Raw genomic sequence first — 26,485 nt, forward strand, 5'->3', positions numbered from 1 at the left:
AATCAACGCACTCTAAAACCGGAAGGGCCCTATTACCTCGTGATGCGAAGGTGTCTGCTATCTGAACCTAAAGTGTTCGCTAGACGGATTCTCCCAAACGAATAAGGGTCGGATTGTCGGTAGCGCCTGAAACTGAAGGATCTGCGTAGACAAAGTACCCCAATTCGTGGTTGTCAGGCACTTCATAGACGTAAGATGCTTTCCCCGAGAAACCAGGAGCGATTGAATCGGAACAGTCAGGGTTTCCTTCGAGATGGTACAGATTTTTAACAGTGGTATATTCTTGTCCTTGGCTATTCATGAGCACCGTAAAGCCGTCAAAGCCGCATGACAAATGAAGGGCTTTGATGCTCTCATTAGTAATAGAAGCGTTTACTCGGACAAACTTAGCTCCGTCGTTATCTGGGGTTAAAGCTTCTGAATCAGTGAGGTACTCGAGAGCTTCTTTTTTAATCCCTAGCTCACTGACTATCTCAACTGATTCTACTGTTAGATGGATCCCGTGGTTGGTAGATAATTCTCCCACCGAAAAAATGTTTTGACCTTCGTCTGTCGAAGACGGGGAATCATCCTGTCCGGTTGAAGTCGAACTTGGTGCAGTTGAGTGTAAGTTGGCTGGAACCGCCGAGGAATTCTCGTCGGTGTTTACCCGAGCGTCAGTCGTTCCATCATCCGCGAGTGTGATGGCGCCGAAGGTTAGCAGTGGACCTGCGATTAGCGCGGCGCCCAATGACCAAAGGGGCACTGGTTTCTTGAAGAAGCTCTGCTTCCTAACTTCGGGAACGTTGAACGGGTTTGAGTTGTCAATTACCATATTTTATCGAACTTTTCATTGGTCGTTTGTCGAAGGAGAGAGGGCTACCGATGCAAGCCTTAATAAGGTGGTCGGTGGGGAAACAATCCGAAGCTATGGTGCCATTCGTGTAGATAGTCAGGCTGCGCTTGTTGGCTCCTGTTGTAGACGAGAGAACGTCGTGATATAAATATCGCTTATTCGTCTTTCAAGTCAAAATCAATAACGTTAATTCCTTGGATGCTTGCACCCCCAACATGCCTCTACCAGGGCTTGAACTGGTGGGTTGCATCTGACTCTGGAACTGCAAAGCGACTATGTGTGGTGATGCTCAGGGAGAAAGTCCTGTGGGATCGATGCTGGGGGCCGCACAACCTAGGAGACGGCAGTTCTTGCTGCAGCATTTTCTGCCTTCATTTTCTCGAACTCCTGAGCCACAATCAGCCCAATAAGGTCCATCCCCGCTGATACCTTGGACTCCATGAGTCTCTCCGATTTCTCCCAGCTCGCTCCCGGCGTGACCATCTCCTGCCGCGACGAGCACTGGCTGGTCAGTAACGTCGCGCGCACCACCGATGGCTTCCGTATTCGGGCTCGAGGCGTGAGCGACTACGTGCGCGATACCACCGCCACTTTCTTTACTGCGCTCGATGATATCGAGGTCTTCGATCCAGCCAACGTCACGGTCCGCCCGGATGAGTCACCGCAGTTTCGGCATACCCGCCTGTGGCTGGAGTCCACGCTTCGCCGCACGCCGGTGCCGCTGTACCAAAAGCAGCTGGAAGTAGCCACGCAGATGCTAGCGGACCCGCTAGATTATCAGCTCTCCGCTGTGAAGTCGGCGCTCTCCGATGAGCGTATCCGCCCGCGCGTGCTGCTCGCGGATGCTGTCGGCTTGGGCAAGACGTTGGAGATCGGCATGATTTTGGCGGAGCTTATCCGCCGCGGCAGGGGAGAGCGCATCCTCGTCGTCACGCCCAAGCACGTCATGGAGCAATTCCAGCAGGAGCTTTGGACGCGCTTTGCCATCCCGCTGGTTCGCCTGGACAGTCAGGGTATCCAGAAGGTCCGCCAGAAGCTGCCGGCATCGAAGAACCCCTTTACTTACTTCCCGCGCGTCATTGTGTCCATGGATACGCTTAAAGCACCGAAGTACCGCGCGCAGCTGGAGAAGGTTCGCTGGGATGCCGTCGTCATCGATGAGATTCATAACGCCACGAACGCCGGCTCCCAGAACAATGAATTGGCCCGTACGCTGGCACCGACCACCGAGTCCCTCATTCTGGCCTCGGCCACCCCACACAACGGCCGCGAGGAATCTTTCAAGGAAATCCTGCGCTTGCTCGACCCACTCTCTGTCCTCCCGGACGGCTCTATCGACATGGAAGCAGCAAAGAAGCTGATTATCCGCCGCCACCGCAATTCACCGGAGGTGGCCTCCGTGGTGGGGGAGAAGTGGGCTAAGCGCAGCGAGCCCCGCAACATCCTGGTGGATGCCTCCCCGGAGGAAAACGCTGTGGCGCGCGCTATCGTCGAGGATTGGATCAATACCCCAGCCACCACGGCGAATGACCGCCTCTTCCCCTGGACCTTGGTCAAGGCTTTCCTGTCTTCACCAGCGGCGTTAAAGGATTCCATTGATCGACGGAAATCGCGAAGTGTTGTTTTGGAAAGAGAGAAACTTGTTCGTCTGGCAGAGTTAAACGAACAAGTCAATGAGCAGAACTCAAATAAGTTCGCCGCACTGATCGATTACCTCATGGAGATCGGCGTCAAGAAGGGATCTGATCGCCGCGTGGTTATCTTTTCTGAGAGGGTTCAGACCCTTTACTGGCTGCAAGAGAATATCGCTAAACACCTCAAGCTCCCGAAGGGGGCAGTACGAGTTCTGCATGGCGAGCTTTCTGATTCAGAAGTGTTTTCAATTATCGACGAATTCAAGCGCTCCGACACCCCTCTTCGCGTGCTGATTACCGGCGACGTCGCCTCCGAGGGCGTCAACCTGCACGCCCAGTGCCACCACCTGGTGCACTATGACATCCCGTGGTCGCTCATCCGCATCCAGCAGCGCAACGGCCGCATCGACCGCTACGGCCAGGAGCACGAGCCAGAGATTACCTCCCTGCTGCTGGACCCGAAGGATGCGGATGTGGCCGAATCCATCGGTGAGCTGCGCGTGCTCACTCGCCTCATTGACCGCGAGTATTCCGCCAACCAGCTCCTCGGTGATGCCGCCCCACTCATGGGCAAGCACAACCCCAAGGCGGAGGAGGATGAGATCCGCGCGGTGCTCATGCACGAGCGCGACTTCGATGAGGTCGTGGCCTCCCCGGAGGAGATCCTCACCGGTGCGCACGCCAAGCCGGCGCCTAACGCTGAACCCGACGAGGCTGCTCCTGCCTCCGGCCTGGGCGATGACATCTGGGCGCTACTTGCCGCCGCTGCCACCAACGGCCCCGACGACGCCGAGAGCACAGATAACCCCGAGAGCACCAAAGACGACGAGAACAGAGAATTCTCAACGCTTGACGGCGCCACCCCCGCGCCGTCACGCCGCACAGCGCGCCACAGCCTCTACCGCGCGGAGAAGGACTACCTCGGTGATGCCCTGGCGGAGGCCTACCAAGACTCCGCGGATAAGCCCTTGAGCGCTGGTGGTGTGGACTATGTGCAGCACGATAATGACATCGTGGAGCTGACCCCTCCGCGTGATCTGTGCCGGCGTTTTGATTATCTGCCGCAGGACTACGTGTCCTACCGCAAGGTCACCGAGCGCCTCATGCTCGCCACCTCTGAGCGCCGCGGCAACCAGCACCTTAAAGCCGCGCGCGAAGGTGATTCGGAGAAGTCCTGGCCGCGCGCCCATTTCCTCGGACCACTGCACCCTGTCTCCGAATGGGCCGCCGATCGCGCCCTGACGAACATGGCACAGAGCGAGATCCCCGCCGTCCTCGGCGCGGTGGATACGCCGACGCTGCTGCTCATGGGAACCCTGACAAACTCCCGTGGACAGGTGCTCTCCCGCACCTTCCTCACCGCCACGGAAGGCCCCTTCGGCTTCGACGTTCCCGCTGGCATGCAGGCCGTGGACATTGAGGTTCACGAAGATGTCTATGCCTGGCTGGGCCGCATCGGCCTGACAGACAACGCCATCAACCCCGGCGAGTTTGCCGTCCCCGAAACCGCAGCACAGCTTATCGCCGCCGCCGTGGAGGCAGCGCAGAGCCATCTCACCGTGGTCAAGAACACCAACCTAGACCACGCGCAGGACCGCATCGCCGGCTGGCAGCAGCGCGCCGCTATCTGGCAGCAGGCCAACTCCGGCCAGCAGACCCTCAAGATCAAGGACACCAAGCGGCTTATCCACCAGGACGAGGAGCTGCTGAAATCCATGGCCCCGGAGCGCTCCCTCGTGCGCCCCCTGGCACTTATCCTCCCAGACAACACCGACGCTGCACGCACCAGCGCCGCACACACCCACACCAACGAAGCAGAGGCACGCTAATGGCAGACTTCGATTCCATCATCAACGTCGAGGAATGGATCTCGGATTACTACTTCACCACCGATGACAAAGGCAGCTCCTTTGGCAAGCGCGTGGAGGAGGCCGTCAAAGAGTGGAAAGCAACGGACAAAGATGCCAAAAGCGCCGGCCACGAGCACGCCCAATCCCCGCTGTTGCGCCTGACCTCCCGCAGGGAAGCACTGCACACCAAGCTCTCCGCACTCTCCATGGAGGCAGCCGACGATGCGCTGCATGAGGTCTACGACCTGATCGCCGAGGCATTCGGCTACCCGCAGCCACAGCGTCTCGAGTTTTCCCGCAACGGCCAGCCCCTCACGCTTACTGCCGCCGCGGACAAGAACCACTCCCTGGTCATCCTGCGCGCCGGGCAGATGGACTCCGTGGAGGATCTCACCACTGTCCCGCTTCTTGGCGTCGACCCGGAGCTGGGTAACCAGAACTCCAACGGTGATGCCAAGGCCCTCGACATCACCGCCTCCAAGCTCGTTGGCGAGCTGTTCCTCACCGAGCAAGCCCCCGACCTCATCCTGGTGCTTGCCGGCCGCTGGGCAATCCTGGCGGAGCGCGAAACCTGGCCGCTGGGCCGCTACCTCGCCGTGGACCTGGGCCTGGCCGTCGAGCGCAACGACCAGAAAGCCAAAGGCGAGCTTCCCCGAGTAGTCTCCATCCTTGCCGCCGAGCACACCATGCGTGGTGCTGATGGCACCACCTGGTGGCTCGACACCCTAGCCCAAGCCCGCGAGCACTCCGTCAAAGTCTCCGAGGAACTGCGCGGTGCCATCAAGGCTTCGATTGAGATCATCGGCAACGACGTCCTGCAGCGCCGAGCCCAAAACAATGCCACCACCGACATCGACGGCAACGAACTGGCCAACCAAGCCCTGCGCTACCTTTACCGCATCCTCTTCCTCCTCTTCGCCGAATCCTCCCCAGAGCTACAAATCCTGCCCACCGGGGACAACGACTATGACGAAGGCTATGGCCTTTCCCGCCTGCGCGACCTCATCCTCACCGAGCCCACCACGCACCGCACCCAGAACGGCACGCACCTCTACGACAGCCTGCAGCTGCTTTTTGAACGCGTCAACCACGGCCACGATCCGCACGATGAGAACGCTGAGCTCTTCGACGCCAACGCCACCGAGGACGGCCTGGAGTTCCGCAACCTCGATGCAGACCTGTTCAAATCTGAAGCCACCTCTTACATCGATGAGGTCAAGCTCTCCAACCTGGCGCTGCACCGCGTTCTGCAGAACCTCCTGCTCACCAAAGAAAAGCGGGGTAGTGACCGCGGCTTCATCTCCTACGCCACCCTCGGCGTGACCGAACTGGGCCAGGTCTACGAGGGCCTGATGTCCTATACCGGTTTCATCGCCCAAGAAGACCTCGTGGAAGTAGCCAAACACGGCGATACCTCCAAGGGCTCCTGGGTGGTACCCGAACCACAAGCGCGCACGCTTCCGCAGGATTCCATCGTCTACGAGGACCGCGAAAGCGAACACGGCGGCGTGGAGCGCGTCCAGCGCACCCACGCCCGCGGCAGCTTTGTCTACCGACAATCCTCCCGTGACCGCGAGCGCTCCGCATCCTTCTACTCACCACCCGTCATCACCGAGTTCACCGTGGGCCAGGCCATCGAGGAGCTCAAAGCAACCGGCCGCATCGACAACGCCGACGACATTCTCACCCTCACCATCTGTGAGCCCGCCATGGGATCCGGCGCCTTCGCCGTGGAAGCCGTCAACCAGCTCGCGGAGCTTTACCTGACCAAGAAGCAAGCCGAACTGGGCAAGGAAGTCCCCGGTGAGGACCGCACCCAGGAGCTGCAAAAGGTCAAGGCCTCCATCGCTCTTCACCAGGTCTACGGCGTGGACCTCAACAAGACCGCGGTGGAGCTTGCCGAAATATCCCTGTGGCTCAACACCATGACCAAGGAGCTCAAGGCTCCCTGGTTCGGCCTGCACCTGCGCCACGGCAACTCCCTGGTGGGTGCCACCCGCTCCACCTTCAGCACCAAAGAGGTGTCCACCACCGCGGTGAAAAAGAAGGGAGTTCAGAACTACCTCACGCTGACCCCGCAGCACCACCCGCTCAAACAACTAGCGGAGGCTATCGACGCCAACGAGACGGATCAGCACCCAGCTGGCCGCATCCATCACTTCCTCGTTCCTAGCCGTGGGTGGGGGAGTGCCGTGGACGCCGAGGACCTCGAGAACCTTGTTGCTGAAGAAATCGAGGCCATGGAGGCCTGGCAGAAGTCCATCTGCAAGCCACTGAACAAAACGCAGACCAAGCTCGCTACCGCACTGTCCAACCAAGTTGAGCGCCTCTGGGAGCTGTCCCTTATCCGCCTGCGCATCGCCGAAGACCAAGTTCGCCGTGACCTGGACCTGTGGGGTCAGGAACCCAACACTGACAAGCGCGCGGATGTGGTCACCCGCGCCCAGGTGGAGGAAGAACTCCTCGACAACAATGAAGGTGCGTACCTTCGCCTGCGCACCGCCATGAACGCCTGGAACGCACTCTGGTACTGGCCGGTTACCGCCACTGATGAGCTTCCGGATATCACAGAGTACCTCGCCACCATGCAGGACCTCCTCGGCATCCCCAACGAAGGCCAGAAGCGCTACCGCAAGGACAACCAGTATGCCTTCGGCTTCGACATGACCTGGGACGAGCTGGACTACGTCGAATCACTCGACCGTTCCACCTCCGGCCGCCTGCGCTACGAGGACGTCCTCGAAGCACACCCCTGGCTGAAGACCGCCAACACCATCGCCCAGGAGCAAGCCTTCTTCCACTGGGACCTGGACTTCGCCACCGTCATGGCCAAGGGTGGCTTCGACTTCCAGGTGGGCAACCCGCCGTGGGTGCGCCCGCGCACCGACATGGATGCGCTGCTGTCTGAACACGACCCGTGGTTCAGCCTTGCCAACAAGCCCACCCAGGCAGAGAAGAAACAGCGCCGCGAACTCCTCGCCGGCAACGACGCCGTACTGGAGACGCTTTCTAAGGGCCTTGCGGAAGCAGTAGTCACCTCCGCAGTGCTTGGCGACGCCACCCGCTACCCCCACCTACAAAACCAACAGCCCGATCTCTACCGCGGCTTCATGGAACGCACGTGGGCAAATGCTGCCGAGAATGGCATCATCTCACTCATTCACCCCGAGTCCCACTTCACGGAGAAGAAAGCAGCGGCACTAAGAGCTGGTGCTTATCGACGCCTGCGTAGGCATTGGCAATTCATTAATGAGCTGTCGCTTTTTGATGTTCACCATCTTGTGAGCTACGGAATCCATGTTTATGGGCAGCGCCGAGAAGAACCAAGTTTCCTTTCTGCAGCGTCGCTCTATCACCCGCGAACGGTGGTCGATTCCTTCAGCCATGATGGCTCCGGAAACCTTCCGGGCTTCAAAGACGACGACGGCAAATGGGACCTGCGTCCACACCGCGACCGCATCATCACGGTCGATGAAGAAACGCTCAAGGTTTGGAATTCAATTGTTGAGGAGCCAGGTACGCCTTTACTTGAAACTTGCATGGTCTACAGCGTCAATAAGGCCGCTGACATAGTGCTTGCGAAAATGGCTACGCTGCCAAGGATCTCCACAGAGAAGCTCTGGTATTCCCGAGGATGGCACGAGTCCAATGCCAGGCGTGACGGTTTCATTGAATCAAAGTGGACTGTGCCGGCTAGTTGGGATGAAACTGTCCTAAAGGGCCCCCATGTTGACGTGAATGTACCATTCTCGAAAGTTCCACGATCTACGATGAGACACAATCAGGATTGGGATTTAGTCGATTTGGAATCCATAGATTCAAATTATGTCCCACCTTGCGAATTTGAGAGGCTAGAGTATAGCGATAAATTCGCGAGTGCCTATGGTTTGTGGAATGACGACGACCGAATCGTTGAAGTTGCTTCAACTTATCGGGTGGCCTGGAGAGAGTACGTCGGTAATACGACCGGAAAGCGTACTTTGAAGTCAGCAGTAGTGCCGCCCGGTGCGACTCACGTCAATGCCGTCAACTCTTTTTGGTCGAGTAACTTCAGCTACTTGAATCTCGGGATGCTTTGTTCGAGTTTGTTGGCTGACTTCCTAGTTCGTTCGCTAGGCGCAGGACATATTTATGTCTCCTCGATTGGTCTCGTTCCTTCGGTGGTTAGCGACTCTCTGAAAGACGAGGCATTGGAAATCTTCTTGCGTCTCAATTGCTTGACAAGCGCCTACAGTCCTTTGTTGGAGAAGCTAGGGTACGGGGTATGGTCGAATGAATTTCCTTATCGCAACGCACTTGAAAGGTGGAAAGCGCAAAACGCGCTTGACGTTATAGCTGCAATATCGTGGGGAGTTACCAGCGAGGAGCTTCGAGAAATCTATCAAACTCAATTCCCAGTTCTGCGATCCGCAGATAGAGAAGACTTCTATGACGCTAACGGACGTCTAGTGCCGAAGGAAGTCCTCAAGCTGGAGAAGAAGCTCAAGGATGGGCAGCAGCTTTCGGAGTCGGACCGTACGTGGACGCATCCGCAGTCCGGTGTGGAGTACGTCTTTGAATATCCGTTTGCGCCATTGGACCGTGAAGCGGACTTGGCGGCAGCGTATGAAAAGTATGCTGCGATGATGGACCAGCAGTAGTTCGGAAAGTCAGAAGCGAAGCAGAAGACCGAAAGTATTGAAGTAACACCTAATGTCGAGTCTCATCCCTACCTACGCCTCAAACCACATCGTTGATGGGTTGTCAGAGTACCTCACCACCACGTTTTCGCTGGCAGAGGATCTGACCTCCCAGCAACTGCGCGAGTTCCTCAACGATCCGCAGGGTGGCATGTTCTACGGGCCATATGTGCGCACGCGTTTGCCGTATGCGCCGGCAAGGTCGTGGGATGGGATTTTGGGTTGGTTGCCGTCAGGCTTTAAACCTTATCGCCACCAGGCAGAGGCGTTTTCGCGGTTATCGTCTTTTGATTACGACACGGGCAAGTCACGTCGGCCGTCGCCCACGTTGGTGGTAACCGGCACCGGTTCCGGTAAGACAGAGTCCTTCCTTTATCCGATTCTGGATCATTGTCGCCGTTCTAACGGCAGCGGAATCAAGGCGTTGATTCTGTACCCGATGAACGCGCTGGCGTCCGATCAGGAACGCCGTTTGGCCAAGTTGCTACATGCGGAGGCTGAGCTCGCCGGGGTGACGGCGGGTATCTACACCGGCGAGGTGGTGTCGGGTGGCCGTAGGAAGGCATCGAAGGATGGTTTGATTTCTGACCGTTCGGTGCTGCGCGATACCCCGCCGGACATCCTGTTGACCAACTACAAGATGCTGGACCAGTTGCTGCTGCGTGATCAGGACCGTGAGCTGTGGGAGAAGTCCGCGCGGTCTTTGCAGTACTTGGTGCTCGATGAGTTCCACACCTATGACGCGGCCCAGGGCACTGACGTGGCGATGTTGCTGCGCCGCCTCGGGTTGATGCTCAAGAAGTATCAGCCCGAAGGTTTCCTTTCGCCTGAGGATGAACAGCGTCCTTTGGGCAAGGTAACGCCGGTGGCGACCTCCGCAACGTTGGGGGGCAAGAGTGCCGAAGACACCCGAAGCGAAGGCGCGACCGAGAGTGGTTCCTCCGGTGCTGAGCCTGAAGCACCACAGGGCGATATGTTGTCGTTTGCTTACACGGTCTTCGGCGAGCAGATGCCTCCGGACGCTGTGGTCGGGGAGACGCTCATGACCGTGGAGGAGTGGCAGGCCACGGTCAGGCCATTGGTGGCGAAGCTGCGGGCCGTCGTTTCACACGACGAAGACTCGTCGGGCTCCGATTCTGCTGAAGTTATTCCGCCATCGACGCCGACACCTTCGGTGGAGGTGATGCAGAAAGTCGTTGATGAGGTTACGACTGCGGTTGCTGCTTCCAGCTCTGCTTCCGGTTCTCCTTCTGCTGATAGTGAAGACGCTGACGGGTCATCGTCATTTGATGTGGCGGTGTTTGAAGCGATGAGCCGGCACGTCTTCGGTTCTTCTTCGGACTTGGCTGATTCAGTTCTGGCGATGGCGGGCAATGAGTTGGTGTGCGCGATACTGCGTGAGGCAGCTACACCGGTGCCGTTGGAGCACGGTGAAGCCGGTGTGCCGGGTACCGATATTGCTGCGGTGGAACCGTTGGTATCCCGAGTATTCCCTGCCAGTGTGCTGCGCAGCCACCGTGAGTTGGCCGTGGAATTCTTATCCCTGATGTTGTCCTTCATCGCGTATGTGCGCGCGGAGCTCGGTGCAACGCTGGGCTGGGATGGAAAGAAGTTCCCCGGCGTGGAGCTGCACCTGTGGGTGCGCGAGATCTCCCGCATCGACAGGGCAGTGGCGTCATCATCACGCACCTCGGTGTTTAGGTGGTCTGATGATGGAGGCATGGGCGCGCACACGGTGCAGACTGCTGGCGATGCACCCAAGGCATGGTTGCCGGCGATCTACTGCCGTCATTGCGGGCGTTCCGGGTGGATGTTGGCGGAGCAGCCCGGTGGGGATACGTATGTCACCGCACCGCAGGAGATTCGCCGCATTGCCATCAGCGCACCGGAGCGTCAGCGCCCGCTCATTGATGCCATGAGTGAGGTAGCGCAAGGGGTTACGCGCGCAGACGGCGAGAGCTCCCGCGTGGCGTGGTTGAACCTGGATTTGCCGGGCCTGACGCCTCAGGCGCCGGATGCGGAAACCATGGAGGAGTCCCCCGTGGTGCCGGTGCTGGTCTATTCCGGCGAGGATACAGAGGAGCGCGCGAAAGCGCAGCAGTGTCCGTCTTGTGGTGAAGACGATGCGATGCGCTTCTTAGGCTCCTCAGTGGCCACGTTGCTCTCAGTGGCATTGAGCAATCTCTTCGGTATGGATGATTTGGATTCCTCAGAGAAGAAGACTTTGGTCTTCGCTGACTCTGTGCAAGATGCCGCGCACCGTGCGGGTTTCGTGCAAAGCCGTGCGCGGGCCTTCGCGCTGCGTGCGCGTATTTGGCGAGCTGTTCGTTCTTTTGCTGACCCTGTCGCGTCTGCTGAATCAGATTCAACAGACGCGGATTCGTCGTCAAGCGCGGCGCTGTCCTCGCAGTGCTCACAGTCCTCACAATCTCCACAGGCCACCCTGTCCGCAGGCGTCCCGTTGTCTTCGGTGGCTTCGCGCATGGTGGAGCATGCGCGCGCGGAATCAGACCCGGCAGTAAGGTCGCGCGCACTCTATGAGTTGTTGCCACCGCAGCTGAAGGAGTCACCGCGCTACCGGGCGGTATGGGAAAAAGGCGCGGGTGCTGCGGAGCAGCGGCGAGCGTTGTCGGCGTTGCAGTCGCGCTTGGACTTGGACTTGGCGTTGCAGTTCGGTGACCGGGTGGATCTGCCGCGCTCGTTGGTGACGACGGGGACGTTGTCGGTGTCTGTGGACGTGGATGATGCGGTGCTGCTGTCGGCGGCTCGTGCGGTGGCGGGGACTCTCGCCACGGATGCGGAGCTCTTGGCCTGGGCGCGCGGCGTGGTGGAGTACATGCGCATTGCCGGTGGCATCGCGCACCCGTGGCTCAAGGAGTACCTGCGCCAGGACTGCAACCCGTGGTTGCTTAACCGCCGTCAGGCGCGTGCCAAGGGAATACCTGCGTTCGTGCGCGGTGGTGCGCCGAAATTCCCGCGTGCGGGGGCGGCGCTCAAGGGGGCGTTGGGCAAGCGCGATAACAACGCCACGATGCCGTTGGACTCCCAGAAGGGCTGGTACGCACGGTGGACGAAGGCGGCGCTGGGGGCTTCGACAAGCAGTGTCTTCGATGCCGCCAACCAAGTAGCGGAGTTGTTCAAGCAGCTCGAATTTGAAGAAGTGGTCTCCTCCGTCCCCACCGCAACGGGCGGGCGCGTGTATATGCTATCTCCGGAGAACATCGTCGTGCGCGAAGAAGCTGAGCCCGGGCTGCTGGAGTGCCCGGTGTGCCACCTACGCGTGGGTGTGGATGCCGCGGCGCGTGAGGCAATGTCCTCGGTGGCGTGCTTTACGTTGTCCTGTACCGGGCACTTCGTGCCCGTGGGTGTGGAGGATAACTACTACCAGCAGCTCTACCGCACCACGAATACCCGCACAGTGGTGGCGGAAGAACACACAGGCCTGGTGCCCACGCCTAGGCGCAAGGAGCTGGAAGATGAGTTCAAGCGGCCCTTTGCTGAGCAGTCAGCCTCCGCGCCGAACGTGCTGGTGGCCACGCCGACGCTGGAGATGGGTATCGACATCGGTGACCTGTCCACGGTGATGCTCTCCTCCATGCCGCACACGGTGGCCAGTTACGTGCAGCGCGTGGGCCGCGCCGGGCGTTTGACGGGTAACTCGCTCATCGTGGCGCTGGTGCGCGGGCGCGGGCGCGCACTGACCACGCTGGAGCACCCGCTGGAGACCATCGCTGGTTCGGTGACAGCACCTGCGGCGTATCTGTCCGCGCGCGATATCATGCATCGCCAGTTCGTGGCCTACCTGCTGGATAGCACTGATGTGGCGAGCTCAGTAGAGCAGCTGCGTAGCGCGCGCGATGTGTTCACGCATGCCAGCTACTCCGTGGTGGATGCGCTGGTTGAGCTCTCACCCGCGGTGGTGTTGGCGGCCTATGAGCGTTTTGCTTCCACGGTGGCGCAGCATGCTTCGGCGGAAGTGTTAGAAGAGCTGCGCGGCTGGTGCCTGCCGGGTGAGGACGGTGCTTCGTCCGGCATGGTGGTGGACCTGCAATCCGCGCGTGAGCGCTGGGGTGCAACACAGAAGCTGCTGTTGTCCCGCCGAGAAGTGCTGAGCAAGCGCGTGACGGAGTTGAAGGCACGCGTGGAGGCCTCCGCGGTGGAGGATGAGGAGATGAAGAACCAGTATGACGCCACGGTGGCTTCCCAGAGGTTTGTGCGCAAGCAGCTGGAGGACCACGCTGATGAGTACTGGATCAGCGCTTTGGAGCGCTTTGGGCTGCTGCCGAACTTTACGTTGTTGGATGATGCCGTGGAGTTCAACCTGGCTGTCTCCTCCTTCAATGAGGAGGTGCAGAAGTTTGAGACGGAGACCTATAGCTATAGCCGTGGAGTCTCTTCCGCGCTGACGGAGCTAGCCCCCGGCAATACCTTCTACGTGCAGGGCGTGGGCGCGAAGGTGGACTCGGTGGAGCTGGGCGAGCACCACTCGGCGCTGACGCAATGGCGCCTGTGCCCGGAGTGCTCATATTCGGAGGCCACGGGTGCGGTGCTCTCGAGCGATGAGGATGTGGCCGTGGCCGCTCCGCGCGTCGGTGCCTGCCCGGAGTGTGGGTCCAAGGGCTTTGCGGATAGGAACCAGCTCATTGATGTAGTGGAGATGACCAAGGTCTATGCCACCGTGGACGCGGCGCGCTCCGCCATCAATGACATCACCGATGACCGCACCTCGCTGCGCTTCCAAACGCAGCTGAGTTTTGATGTGCCCGAGGGCGGGCGCGGTAAAGCCTGGTATCTGTCTGACTCCGGCTTCGGCATGGAGTACCTGGCGCACGTGGAGATGCGTTGGCTGAACCTGGGCCGTATGGGAGGTGGCAGCCCGCGCACCTTTGCGGCAGTAGAACGCGAGGCGCCGCTGTTCCGCGTGTGCGAGCGCTGCGGGCACCTGGATTCTGATGTGGGGGCTAACCGCTGGCAGGACCACGCGCCATGGTGCGAGTACCGCAACGCCGCTGAAGAGCACTCCATTAGCTTTGCTCTGGGGCGCAGCCTAGGCACGCAGGCGGTCCTGGTGCACCTGCCGGCGTTGTTGGGCATGGTGGAGTCCACCACGCTGCCTTCGTTGGTGGCCGCGTTGAAGCTCGGCTTCAAGGAGTACCTGGGCGGCAACCCGGATCACTTGGACGTCGAGCCCGTGCGCGTGGATTCCGATGGCAGTCCGGTAGACATGTTGCTTATTCATGACACCGTGCCGGGTGGTACTGGTTACCTGGCGCAGTTCACGGAACCGGCGCATGTGCGCCAGATGCTGCTCGTGGCCTATCGCCGCTTGGCCTCCTGCCATTGCGCTGAGGAAGTGCGGCAGTGCTGCCCGTCGTGTTTGCTGCCCTTTGCACGCAGTAGTCAGATCCCGCAGACCTCCCGTGAGGCTGCGGTGGTGGCGCTTCGTAAGATTCTGGCCGATGACCTCCATGTCTCCATTGATGCTGATCCGGCGTCCTTTAGCTGGGAAGGCCACCTGACGGAGGAGCGACCGGAGCGGAGCGAGCAGTCCAAGCTGGAGCAGCGCTTTGTGGAGCAGCTTCGCGCGGACTTGAAGGAATGCGGTGCCACGGTGGTGGAATCCATGAAGGGAAACCACGCGCAGTGGGACATCAGCTTTGAAGGCTCGCGCCATGATTGGGTCATGGAGGAGCAGAAGCAGATTGGCGGCACCATCCCGGACTTCGTCTTCTCCACTCGCGATAACGCCATCCGTGACATCGCCGTTTACCTGGACGGTGCTGCCTTCCACGCCAGTGCGGTGCACAACCGCGTGAAGGACGATTTTGATAAGCGCAATGGTTTGTACGAGTTGGGATACTTGCCGTGGTCGCTGACGTGGCAGGATATCGATGCCCGTCAGGCAACTGTGCGCAACGAGCCGGTGGATCCGCCGGTGTGGGTGAAGCCAGACCTACGACCACCCATGGCAAAGAAGTACAACGCATCCCAAGACCTGTTGAATCGCGTGGACATGGATCCGACGGGGCTGCTGCTTGCTCTATTAATGGAGCCAGTCAACGATTGGACCACGCTGAGCAAGACTGCGCTGCTCGAGGCATCCTTTGGCGGCAGGCAGGTCCCGGATGGATTTGAGAAGAACTACCTGGGAACTGTTACCGCGGGTGTGGGGGATGCCCACCGTCGCGTGCGGTTCGATGCCAGCAACGTCTCCGAGGACTTGGAAGCCTGGCGGCTGTTCTTGGGCTTGAGCAACATGGCCTACCTGGACCCTGACCTCGCACAGGTCGAGGTGAAGGAGTCCGTGGTGGAGGAAGTGGTGGCGCGTGGCGTGCCGTCGGTTGTCCCGCCGTCTGCTGAAGAAACAAACGAGCGTGTGCTGCGGGCTGTGGATGAGCCTGCGGATTCTGGAGCGGACGCCGTGATGACGCCTGGCTGGGCCGAGGCACTGGATGCCTTTGCGGACGAGCCGGAGGTGCATGCAGCATTGCGGGCGATGGCGAAGGCAGGCTTGCCCGAGCCGGATGTTGATTCCGTCGGTGGTGAGGTCTCCGGTATCCCGGTGGTGGCGCAGTGGCCGCAGCAAAAGGTGCTGTTGCTCTTTGCTGAGGATGTTGAAGACCTGAGCGAAGACTTCGAGGCTGAGGGTTATGCAGTCTTCGGCGCTGACTTCGAATCCGTTCCGAATTCCCTGACCGCGGCGCTAAGCGCCTCCTGATCCGCTGACTTTTAAAGAGAGGAAAGCAATGGCAACGAGCCTGTCCTTCTACCGCCGCATTGAGGACCGCTACAACCTGGGCAACCAGATCTTTGAGTTCTGCAATAAGTTGGTGGAGGATCCCACGAACCCTTCGCTGCACGTGGAGCCCATTAAGGATGCGGCGGATAAGCGCGTGCGGACCGCGCGGGTTAACCGCAAGTACCGTGCGGTGCTCTTCGAGCTGCACGATGGCAACGACACCATGTTCGTGCTCATTGACATCCTCAACCACGATGATGCTTATGCGCTCGCCACGTCGAAGACGCTGGTGGTCAATGAGGTCTCCGGTGTGCCGGCACTGGTGGATGCCACCGCGCCGGAAGCTTCGGTGGCGATGTCGCAGGCGGAGATTGAATCACGTGCCAAGCGCTTGGCAGCCGAGCAACTCGCCGCCGAGGCAGCAGCTGCAGAGGCAGATTCTGCAGCTGGCTCTGCAGCAGAGTCTTCGGCTGCGGCGGCGGGGGATGCTTCGGCTTCTTCGGAAGCGGAGTCATTGGGAGAGCCTTCGGCGGATACCACTGATGACGGTGATGGTCTGCGGCCGTGGGATGTGGTGGGCGTCGCCAAGCATGAGCTCACCGATGACCTGGGCTTGTCACCGCAGACGGTAGCGGTGCTGGAACAGGCCGCCACAGTCGATGAGGCCCTCGAGAAGTCGGAGAGCGCGCCGGATTGGGAACATCATGCGGTGGTTGGCCTGCTGTCAGGGATGAGCATTGCTGAGGTGCGCGAGGAACTGGGCTTGGACCTGGTGGAGCCCGCGACGGTGGCTGATGCGAGTTCCGACAAGGCGCTGGTGGAAGGCATCAAGTCCCCGGCTGCCCGGATGGACTTTGCCATCGACCCAGGCGAAGAAGAGCTGGCAGCGATCCTTAAGGGCTCTTTTGCCGAATGGCGCGTCTTCCTTCACCCGAGCCAGCGCCGCGCGGTGGAAGCGGAGCACACTGGCTCCGCGCGCATCACTGGTGGTGCTGGTACCGGCAAGACCGTCGTGGTCGTGCACCGCACGAAGTACCTGCTGCAGAAGAACCCGAAGGCGCGCGTCTTTTTGACCACCTACACGCGTGAGCTGGCCAATGCACTGAAGACACAGATGAACGAGCTGTACCCGGCCTTCCCGGAGGCCTCCGTGCATGGCGCGCCGGGGCTGTGGATTAGTGGCGTTGATGCGCTCGTCTTCGACGTGCTGGCGAACGCACAGGCAACGGAGCGCGCTGCCGCGATGGCTGCGGTACTTAATATCGATGCGGACTTTGTACCCCGCGGCTTGGACGGGGTGGAGGAAAAGCGGCAATGGCAGGAGGCCGCGGAGCTAAAAGGCAGCTCCCTGCCGCGGGAGAAATCCCACCCGACGTTCTTGGCGCAGGAGTACTCGGCGGTGATCCTCACGCAGGGGATTACCGATGAGAAGACCTATCTCCGCGCGCGGCGTACCGGGCGCGGCACGCCGCTGACTCGTGCTGAGCGCAAGGCGGTGTGGGCGATTGTGGAGTACTTCCACGCGGCGTGCGCGTCCATTGGGAAGCTGACCTACGCGGCCGCGGCGGCGGTGGCCGCGCACATCGTGGAGCACCGCACCGGTACGGAGGGCATGTTTGACCACGTGCTCATTGATGAGGCCCAAGACTTCCACGCCGGCCACTGGAAGTTCCTGCGGGCGGTGGCCAAGCGCGGGCCGAATGACATCTTCATTGCGGAGGATTCGCACCAACGCATTTATGGTCAGCGTTTGGTGCTGCGTGATTACGGGATTGAAACGCGTGGACGTGCCACCACGAAGCTGCGCGTGAATTACCGCACGACCCGGCAGAACCTGGGCTATGCCACGGCGATTTTGGAGGGCACCGAGTGGATTGACTCGGAAGAGGATATCGATGATCTGCACGGCTATCGTTCGGTGCGCCAGGGCCCGGCACCGGTGGTGCTGAGTTCTGCCAGCAAGGCGGAGGAAGCCGAGGCTTTGGCCGCGCATATCCGGGACTGGACCTCCGGGGAGGAAGACGTCTCCATTGGTGTGCTGACCCGCACCAATCCCCGTAAGGATGAGATTGCCACGCAGCTCGGTGAGTTGGGCGTGGCCGTGAGTACTGGGCGGCGCACCTCCCGGGAGCGCCCGGTGGCGGTGATGACGATGCACAACGCCAAGGGCCTGGAGTTCACACACGTCATCTTGCTGGATGTAAGCCGCGAGGCGCTGCCGCAGCGCTACCTCATGAAGGGCCTAGCGCCGGCCGAGGCTGATGAGGCTCTGCAGCGGGAACGCGCGTTGCTTTACGTGGCGGCCTCCCGTGCCCGCGATGTGCTCGTGGTGAGCGTGGTGGGGGAGGCCTCGGAGTTGTTGCCGGGGTAGGTTAGTCGGCGTTTTGCTCCGCTTCTTTTCGCTAGAAGGAACTGCATCACAATCCTAGGGGACGTATGATGTCTTATGACTCCAATACAAAGGCGAATGGAAGGTTCCTGAACATGACTGCAAATACACAGCTTTTGCGCGGCGTGGTGCCACCGCTGCTGACCCCGTTTAATGAGGACTACTCCGTCGACACCGATACCCTCAAGCGCCAGGCTGAGCGGCTTATCAAAGCTGGCGTTCATGGACTGTTCGTTCTCGGCTCCTCAGGTGAGGTTGCTTTCCTCACTCGAGAGCAGCGCAAGGAAGTCATCGCAACGGTGGTGGAACAGGCTCAAGGGCGCGTTCCGGTCATCGCCGGCGTGATTGATATGACGGCTCCGCGAGTAATCGAGCACATTGAAGATGCTGTCGCGCTCGGGGTGCAAGGGCTAGTTGCCACTGCGCCTTTTTATGTTCGTACTCACGATGTAGAAATCGCAGAGCACTTCCGGCTTCTTCATGAAGCCGCGCCAGAGACTCCTATCTACGCGTACAACATTCCGGTCAGCGTTCACTCCGTGCTGGATATCGCTACTCTTATTTCTCTGGCCAAGGAAGGCGTGATTGCCGGTGTCAAGGATTCTGGCGGCAATGATGGATACACGCGTGCTCTGGTTAGTGCCCGCAACAAGGCTGGGGTGAAAGACTTTGTGGTGTTGACTGGCTCGGAAACTACGGTCGACTTTGCTTACCTGGCAGGTGCCGATGGCGTCGTACCTGGTCTGGGCAACGTGGATCCGGTTTCCTACGTGAAGTTGCATGAGCTCCTGGTTGACGGCGCGTATGCAGAGGCTGCGGAATTGCAGTCTAAGATTTGTGACCTTTTCACCATCGTTGGTGTTGGTGATGGCACGCGCATGGGCGGAAGCTCGCAAGGCCTCGGCAGCTTCAAGGCAGCGCTTCACCATCTGGGCGTATTCCCGTCGGGGCTGATGTCCCGTCCGCATGTCGCTCTGAATGATGAGGAGCTGGCTAAGATTCATGAGATCGTCGATGCCGCTCAGGTGATCGAGCCCTAATTTCGCTGAACTACGACGAAACGAGTGAAGAGTGACTAGTACCCTTGCGCTTGATGTCGGTGCAACAAAGATTGGTTGGGGCTTCGTGTCTGATGAAGACCCAACGCAGGCAGTTGCGTTGGGAAAGATTCCTACCCAGCCGGCCGGGGCTTCGCCACAGGAGCAGATTAAGAAAGCCGTTCAGCTGGCGTTGGAGGAATTGGGCATTGCCCCGGCGCGAATCGGCATTGGCTCGCCAGGAGTGATTCAGGCACCTGAGGGACTCGTCACCTACAACGGGGACACCATTAAGAACTGGGCTGGTACCAACCTTCGTGAAGTCGCGAAAGAGGTTGTTGACCTCCCGTGTGCCGTTCATAACGATGTGCGAGTCTGGGCGTACGGAGAGCTGATGCTCGGAGCCGCGAGGGAGTTCCAGTCCGGCAGAGTCCTGTACCTTTCGTTGGGAACTGGTGTCGGTGGTGCGGTAAGCGATAACGGGAGTCTGCTCAGCGGACCTACTGGATCAGCCGGAGAGTTTTCGGAGCTCTTGTGCGCTGATTTCCGGGGCTTTGCGGACCGCGCCGAAAACACTATGAGTGGCAATAGCTTGGCTGCGTATTATGAAGAATTTTCTACGAACCCGGCGAGCGAGCGAGTGCAGTGGAAGGAACGGGCCCAGTTAGCGCTTCCCCTCGAAAAGGTCGTAGAAAGAATGAACCAGGGAGATGAACTCGCTTCCCGGATTATTCGAGGGAATTCTTATGGCCTTGGCCGTGCGGTGGCGGGTCTTGTTTCAGGGCTCGATCTCGATGCCGTTGTCTTGGGCGGCGGTGTGTGCCAGATTGGGGCCGCTGTGGAAGAACCATTCCGTCAGGCCATTGAGGATTTCGCGTTGAAGCCGAATCGCTCCGTTGCAATTCGGGTTACTGAATCCCCGGCGACAGCACCGTTAGTAGGCGCAGCGGCTTTTGCTCGAGACAACGCTTTTTAGCACCAAGTATCTGCGATATTTCTAGAAGAAGGCTCAGGTAAATGTTTAGGTTTAAGAGCAGTGAACTGGCGGACCGCCGAGAAGAAGTACAAGGGTTAATTCGAAACTCGGTGATTGTCTCGGTGCAAGCGCCAGATGGTCACCCGATGCGCGATACCCATACCTTGACGCATGTCGCTCGTGCGTGTGTTGAGGGCGGAAGCCGCGCAATCCGGTGTGGCGGGTATGGCGGCATCGAGGATGTCGAGGCAATCGCAGCCGCAGTAGATGTACCAGTTTTCGGCCTAACAAAGGAGGGGAGTGAGGGGGTTTATATCACCCCTACTGTTGAGTCCGTGCGCCGATTGGCTGAGGCAGGGGCCGCTGTTATCTGTGCGGATGCTACGGATCGCCCTCGGTCCGATGGATCGAGCTTCTCCGATCTTGTCGCCGAGTGCCACCGGCTGAATGTTTTGTCGATGGCTGACTGTTCTACCCCGGAAGAAATGCAGCGGGCGCACCAAGCAGGTGCAGATATCATTTCAACGACGCTGGCTGGCTATACAGAGTTCCGGAGCAAGACCGAAGGCCCAGATCTTGAATGCTTGGCAGAGGGGCGACGGCTCTGCGGTGAGGATGCCTTTGTAATCGGCGAAGGAAGGTTTGCCTCGCGCGATGATGTGGCTGCAGGAAAGCGCGCCGGCGCCGACGCAATCATCATTGGCACTGCCATTACAGACCCTGCGTGGATTACGCGGAGCTTTAATAGCTGACACGGACTGTCACAGCGAAGTCAGCAGGGGTTCGTAATGCCTGAGCACAGACTCTTGATACTTCTTCAGGTCATTATTCTGTAGAGCATCGACGATGTCTTGGTGCGCGCGAACCGTTCTGCTGAAGTCCTGTGGTTCTTCTATTTTGCGAAGTGGAATGACGTTCATGTGCACTTGCCAGAAAGCATCATTGAGCTCACGGATAATCGGGTTATCTATTTCGGAAAGCAGAACCTGATGGAATTCCCGATCCTCCTCGGCAAAGTTGAGACCTTGCTCCCGCTTGGCCGACATCTTCTCAACGATGGCGCTCAACTGATCTAGCTTGGAGGGATCGGGTTTGGTAGTGATTTCTTGCCCGATAGCAAGATCAATTGCCTGCCGAATCTCCACCACATTGCGAAGCGTTTCAAGGTTGTCATCGGCGTCGAGAGTCGCGCGAAAAATGAGGCCTTGAACTAGGGCTTTGAGTGACGTGCCGGAGACAAACGTTCCGGTTCCGTGCCTGACTTCGACGATATCTAACGTCGCTAGGATTCTGATGGCTTCTCGGACGGAGGAGCGAGAGAAGCCGAGTTCCGCACAGAGCTCTGATTCGGTTGGCAAAGTGTCCCCAGGCTTAAGCGCATTGTCCTGAATGAATTTCTTGATGCCTTCTACAGCCTGCTGTGTGGTTGAGGCAGGGCGATGTGCGGCTTCGCTGAATCCCCATGTTCCGGTGTGCACTGGTTAATCCCTCTTTTCTTTCCGATCCATCTTAAGCCTCCCACGTTGGCGGGGTTCTCAAAGGATGAGCGCTGCTGGGGGAGGAGCACTTCGCTCTGATGAGTAGGGGTAGACGGCTTTATCTTAAATCCCCTCACACATCAGACGTCTGATGTATTGTATCTTTCAACATGCTTTGTTGCACAGACGAATCGGAGAGTGATTTAGCTCTCTGCACTGAAAGCCCTGAAGGGAAGGTCAAATGCAATCGTTCGGAACACTCAACTGGATAGTTCTGATCCTCTATCTCCTGGGAATGCTTCTTGTCGGCGCTTATTTTGCGCGTAGGGCCGGCAGTGATCAGGACGAATTCTTCAAAGCGGGTGGCAGGATTCCTGGCTGGGCGGCAGGATTCTCAATCTATGCCACGACGCTGTCTGCCATCACGTTTATGTCCACTCCGGAAAAGGCGTATCTGACTGACTGGGCCTACTCGGCTGGTAACCTCGCTATTTTTGCCATTGTTCCAATTTTGATTGGTTATTATGTTCCGTTCTTTAGGAAGCTGGATGTCACGACGGCCTACGAGTACCTTGAGGAGAGATTCTCCGTAGCCCTCCGAGTTCTAGGCTCGCTCCTCTTCGTTCTGTATCACGTTGGGCGCATCGCCATCGTTATCTATTTGCCTACGTTGGCAATCACGTCGGTGGCAGATATCAACCCGCTGGTCGTCGCCGCGTTTGTAGGCGCTCTTTGTATTGTGTACACCTTCCTGGGAGGCATGGAAGGCGTGATTTGGTCTGATGTGATTCAGGGAATCCTGCTGCTGGCTGGCGCTGCAGCGGTAGTGCTGACGGCCATGGCCATGACTCCCGATGGATTTAGCGGTGCGGTGGTTAACGCCGCTGAAGAAGGAAAGTTCTACTCAGCGGACAACTTCACCACGAATGCAGTCTTCTCCTCAATACCATTCATCTTTATCGGAAATGTACTGAACAGCTTGCACCAGTACACCTCTTCTCAGGACGTCGTTCAGCGCTACCAAACGACTCCTACAATTCAAGCAACGAAGAAGTCCCTCATCGTCAACGGAATACTGGCGCTGATAACAATTCCGCTGTTCTACGGGATGGGAACGGCTTTGTATAACTTCTACGAAGCGAAGGGTGGTCTGCCTGAAGGAGTCAACACTTCTGCTGTAGTGCCGTATTTCATTCTTTCGGAGCTGCCTGCAGGCATTGCTGGACTCTTGATTGCTGCCATCTTGGCGGCTGCGCAATCGACAATTTCTTCTTCGCTCAACTCGATTTCCGCGTGCGTTGCCGTGGATATCTATAACCGCTTCTCCCCGAAGGAAGCGTCGGTTACTTTCTCTCGCCTGGTCATCATCGTTGCCGGAACCTTCGGATTGGCCGTTGCACTGTATCTCATCATTACCAACCAGTCGGACCTGTGGGACCTGTTCCTCGCGATTACTGGTCTTTTTGGAGTTCCGCTCACTGCGGTATTTGTCTTGGGTATCTTTACGAAGTCCGCAAATTCCAATGGTGTTCTCATCGGGCTCCTGTGCGGTGCGATTGCTGCGTATTTCGCTGGAAAGCTGGACCAAGGCCCATTCTTGGTCTCGATTGTCGCCTTCGTAGGAACTCTCGTTATCGGCTACCTGGCATCCTTCATCTTCCGGAAATCTGACCATCACGACATCACGGGCTTGACTATTTACGGAAAGGACCTTGAATACACGCGGCGCAGTGTCAATCAAATACCCGTTGCGCAACGTGAGTAAGCAATACGAATAGGCTGCCGCTAGGCTTGGTTCGTGTGTACACCGAAAGCAACTGAAGGAAACACAATGACCACACCCGATATCGAGGTTGACTACGACTCCGTCGATTCGATTCTGGATGTAATCGGCCGATGCCTACGCGTGGACCGCAAACTCAATCAGCGTACACCGTGGGATGGCTTTGTGGTCGTGTCCGGTTACGAGCAGGGGCACGCGGCGCGCCAGGCATGGCGGTTTGTCGGTGATAAGACTCTGATCACCACGGTGTCCTCACTCAACCCAGCGTTCAACCGTACGCTGATCGCACGGTTGCGAGAGCTCACCGCCGATCCGGAACGTGGTGAGTGGCAAACCTGGATCGCGCGGTACGATCTTGCCTCCGATAGCTTCGACCACACATTCCTGTGGCCCGGAGAGGACGAAGGCTTTAACGTTCTCGCCTATGACACTCCGATGTCCACGATCGAAACCCTGAACCCAGCCCATCACGCTGAATAAACCCATGGCGCAACTGGAGGGAACGCAATGACTATATCTGATTTCACCGTCGACATGGACTCCGCCGATTCGGTCCTTGAAGCAATGAGCGAGTGTCTGCGTTTAGATAAGGAGCTCAATGAGGAGAAACCGTGGGACGGCTTTGTGGTCGTGACCGGCCTCAACGAGGTGCAAGGTGCATCACAAGCATGGCGCTTTGTCGGCAAGGAGACCCTGCCCACGCCGGTGGGCATACGCAATCCGGCACTCGACCCCGACCTGCTGGACTGGTTGCGACAGCTCACCGCCGATCCGGAACGCGGTAAGTGGCAGACCTGGATCGCGCGCTATGATCTCGCCTCCGATAGCTTCGACCACACATTCTTGTGGCCCGGAGAGGACGCAGGCTTTAACGTCCTCGGCTATGACACCCCGATGGCCACGATCGAAACCCTGAACCCGGCCTTTCACGCCGAATAACCGCGACTACAGGACCCGTTTCAGCATTGGTATCGCCCCGGCAACGCCGACCCATCTCGTATGCTTGCCCGATTGGAAGTAACGCGTGAGCATCACTAAGGGGCCCGTATGAAGCGCTGCACCCTGCCGCTTCTTGGTTTCGTGCCCGTGGGTGTCTTGGTCGGTTGGGGCCGAAACCAAACAAGCGGGAGCCGCGGTAGAGGGTTTAAGATCCAAATAGAAATAGGCTTATCCGTGGACTTGTGTTGCCCGTGAAGAAGCCAGTGGATTGATTTGGTGCTTTCGACCTTTCAAGACCCGAATGCTCCGTGGAGGAGGACGAAGGCGGAAGACTAATTGGAGATTGGTGCCCTTGTTTCGATCTGCGTAGATGTGGAAATGCCGGAATCATGTAAATCCACCGAGAACGATAGTGTCCCTTAATATGTGATTCCCCGCGAGCGGAGGAAGTCTAAGTAGGTGGAGCACTGAACTCCTAATGCAGCAGCGGCGTCGGGGAGCTTGACTCTGTTGATTCTGCGCGGTTGGGATTTCTCATCGGTGATGATTGACATGTTCCGTGCATGAGCTGAGGCGACTAGCCATGAGTCGGCAGCATCATCGAGAAACTCTCGTACCGCCGCTTCATCAAAGCGAGGCACACGATCGAAGGCTACCCATGTGGAAAGGCGACGGTATGACTCAATTTCGTCGTTGTCCACGTGCAGAATTTGGTCTTGAGGTACGAAGCTCCGGAACCACGCTGAGACGGAGTCCTTTCTGCGCTCTAGTTCCTCTTGAACAGAATAATGGAAGAAAAACGTTTTGGCGGTCACGAAGTTCTCCAGAGAGGTCCAATAGCTTGGGAACACGTCACGAGGATAGAGCCGAACCGCATTGATGATGATGTTGGAATCGAGCAGATACCGAGTCATGGTAGTCCCTGATACTGGTCAACCAAAGCTTCAATAGCGCTGATCTTCTTGACACCGAGCTGACGGGATGCCTCGCGCTCGTCAATTCTTCCTTCGACGAGTGCTCCGGTCACGGCCTCTAGGAAAAGCCCACCCAAACGGGAACGCAGTCCGACTGTGAAGTCGCCACCTCGATTGCGCTGTGCCGTCGGAGGGGAAGGGGCCTCTTGGAGGAAGCGCTGACCAGCTTCTCGGGGGAGTACACCGTTATCTACGAGGAGCCATACAGTGACGTCGCGGCTTACGCCGAAAGTTTTGAATGACCATTGGCAAACTGACTCTAGATCTCTAGTTTCGGACCAACGGTTGAGGATGTCCTTGGTGGAAACAAGTAGCGCAGTAGCGAACTGATTGCACCAGCGTTCAACGGTGCGCTGGTTGAGCGGGCCACCGGAAATCCCTTGCTCGCCGATGAGAATGTGTCCGAACTCGTGGGCCAAGCTGAATAGCTTTCCCACTCCAGAATCAGCACTGTTTATGAAGATAAGACCGAAAGAATGCCGAATCAACGTAAAACCTCGGAATTCATCAGGGTCAAGCTTGTTTTGAGTGTTATTGCCCACGACGGAGCTACGCATGACCAGAATTCCTGTGTGCTCAATGGCATCGGCGAGGGTTGCCACGCGGTCTCGGCTACGTTCTCGCTTACCAGGAACCCAGTCCAATAAGGCGCATGCCCAGTCAGTAGCTTTTCCCACGGACGTATCCGTAGAGAACCGGCCGATAAAACTAGGCCCTGCAATACCGCTAGCTAGTGCATCTTCGGCATACCACTCTAAGCGCCGTTCACAGGCATAAATCGTCTGCTCGAGCGCAGGGCTGTAGTCGGATAACGGGGTGCTTCCCGGAGTCCTGAAATCAGGAAGGTGAGGGGTTCGTTGTACGGGCTCTTCGAGGAGCAGGTATCCAAAAGGTATTCCAGCCAGCTTGGCCAGCTTCTGAGCTTGTCGGAACGTTGGCGTGCTTTCGCCGCCTAACCAAGAGCGCAAACAATGGAAGTCAGACTTCTTCTCCAATTCGTCGACAGGCAGCCGGGTCCTCTTAACCGCCCATTCGAGGACAGGAGGGGACATCGGGACACGTACGGTCATAGCCTTTCCTATCGTTGCGCTCCATGTTGGTTATCGAATGCTAAAGGCAATTTTAGAGGACCAGATACGAGTACGTACAGCATGGTTTTGATCTGCTCAACG

At 58.4% G+C, this 26,485-nt stretch carries 14 protein-coding genes; 10 read left to right on the top strand and 4 right to left on the bottom strand.

What is annotated here, in order from left to right:
• Positions 1–79: 79 nt before the first annotated feature.
• Entirely contained in the window at positions 80–814 is a 735-nt protein-coding gene (locus HMPREF3056_RS12925; RefSeq protein ID WP_083317769.1) for a DUF4352 domain-containing protein, read from the bottom strand.
• Between the two features lie 460 nt (positions 815–1,274).
• Between HMPREF3056_RS12925 and HMPREF3056_RS02460 the strand changes: the two genes are divergently transcribed.
• The 7 genes from HMPREF3056_RS02460 to HMPREF3056_RS02490 all read left to right on the top strand — a co-directional run bounded on the left by HMPREF3056_RS02460 (position 1,275) and on the right by HMPREF3056_RS02490 (position 20,891).
• Entirely contained in the window at positions 1,275–4,298 is a 3,024-nt protein-coding gene (locus HMPREF3056_RS02460) for a DEAD/DEAH box helicase (RefSeq protein WP_070754032.1), read from the top strand.
• Positions 4,298–8,959: an Eco57I restriction-modification methylase domain-containing protein gene (locus HMPREF3056_RS02465; protein WP_070754033.1), complete on the top strand. Its 4,662-nt coding sequence runs from the start codon at positions 4,298–4,300 to the stop codon at positions 8,957–8,959. Before HMPREF3056_RS02460 ends, HMPREF3056_RS02465 begins: the two co-directional genes overlap by 1 nt.
• Before the next feature lie 52 nt (positions 8,960–9,011).
• Complete coding sequence (locus HMPREF3056_RS02470) at positions 9,012–15,716, top strand: DEAD/DEAH box helicase (RefSeq protein WP_070754034.1); 6,705 nt, start codon at positions 9,012–9,014, stop codon at positions 15,714–15,716.
• Between the two features lie 28 nt (positions 15,717–15,744).
• A complete protein-coding gene (locus tag HMPREF3056_RS02475; protein WP_070754035.1) occupies positions 15,745–18,108 on the top strand; it encodes a 3'-5' exonuclease in 2,364 nt (787 codons plus the stop codon).
• A gap of 113 nt (positions 18,109–18,221) precedes the next feature.
• A complete protein-coding gene (locus HMPREF3056_RS02480; RefSeq protein ID WP_070754081.1) occupies positions 18,222–19,166 on the top strand; it encodes a dihydrodipicolinate synthase family protein in 945 nt (314 codons plus the stop codon).
• 85 nt (positions 19,167–19,251) lie between these two features.
• Positions 19,252–20,139: an ROK family protein gene (locus HMPREF3056_RS02485; protein WP_246822457.1), complete on the top strand. Its 888-nt coding sequence runs from the start codon at positions 19,252–19,254 to the stop codon at positions 20,137–20,139.
• Between the two features lie 41 nt (positions 20,140–20,180).
• Positions 20,181–20,891: an N-acetylmannosamine-6-phosphate 2-epimerase gene (locus HMPREF3056_RS02490; protein WP_070754037.1), complete on the top strand. Its 711-nt coding sequence runs from the start codon at positions 20,181–20,183 to the stop codon at positions 20,889–20,891.
• Positions 20,892–20,900: 9 nt separating this feature from the next.
• Here the strand turns inward: HMPREF3056_RS02490 and HMPREF3056_RS02495 are convergent, their stop codons facing one another.
• Positions 20,901–21,617 (bottom strand): FadR/GntR family transcriptional regulator, encoded by a 717-nt coding sequence (locus HMPREF3056_RS02495; RefSeq protein WP_070754038.1) that lies wholly within the window; start codon positions 21,615–21,617, stop codon positions 20,901–20,903.
• 241 nt (positions 21,618–21,858) lie between these two features.
• On the opposite strand from HMPREF3056_RS02495, the gene HMPREF3056_RS02500 reads away from it, so the two are divergent.
• From HMPREF3056_RS02500 to HMPREF3056_RS02510, 3 genes are all read left to right on the top strand, one after another.
• Positions 21,859–23,382, top strand: coding sequence for a sodium:solute symporter family protein (locus HMPREF3056_RS02500; protein WP_070754039.1), 1,524 nt, complete (start codon positions 21,859–21,861; stop codon positions 23,380–23,382).
• Positions 23,383–23,448: 66 nt separating this feature from the next.
• Entirely contained in the window at positions 23,449–23,880 is a 432-nt protein-coding gene (locus tag HMPREF3056_RS02505; protein ID WP_049155942.1) for a hypothetical protein, read from the top strand.
• 27 nt (positions 23,881–23,907) lie between these two features.
• Positions 23,908–24,339 (top strand): hypothetical protein, encoded by a 432-nt coding sequence (locus HMPREF3056_RS02510; protein WP_049155944.1) that lies wholly within the window; start codon positions 23,908–23,910, stop codon positions 24,337–24,339.
• A 419-nt stretch (positions 24,340–24,758) separates the two neighbouring features.
• Here HMPREF3056_RS02510 and HMPREF3056_RS02515 read toward each other — a convergent pair whose 3' ends face one another.
• Both HMPREF3056_RS02515 and HMPREF3056_RS13690 read right to left on the bottom strand, forming a co-directional pair.
• Positions 24,759–25,253, bottom strand: a complete 495-nt coding sequence (locus HMPREF3056_RS02515) for a DUF4411 family protein (RefSeq protein ID WP_049155947.1) — start codon at positions 25,251–25,253, stop codon at positions 24,759–24,761.
• Positions 25,250–25,915 (bottom strand): ImmA/IrrE family metallo-endopeptidase, encoded by a 666-nt coding sequence (locus HMPREF3056_RS13690; protein ID WP_158010564.1) that lies wholly within the window; start codon positions 25,913–25,915, stop codon positions 25,250–25,252. The genes HMPREF3056_RS02515 and HMPREF3056_RS13690 overlap by 4 nt, the downstream gene beginning before the upstream one ends.
• Positions 25,916–26,485: the final 570 nt, after the last annotated feature.

Source organism: Corynebacterium sp. HMSC056F09 (assembly GCF_001815785.1).
Classification (GTDB): Bacteria; Actinomycetota; Actinomycetes; order Mycobacteriales; family Mycobacteriaceae; genus Corynebacterium; species Corynebacterium hiratae.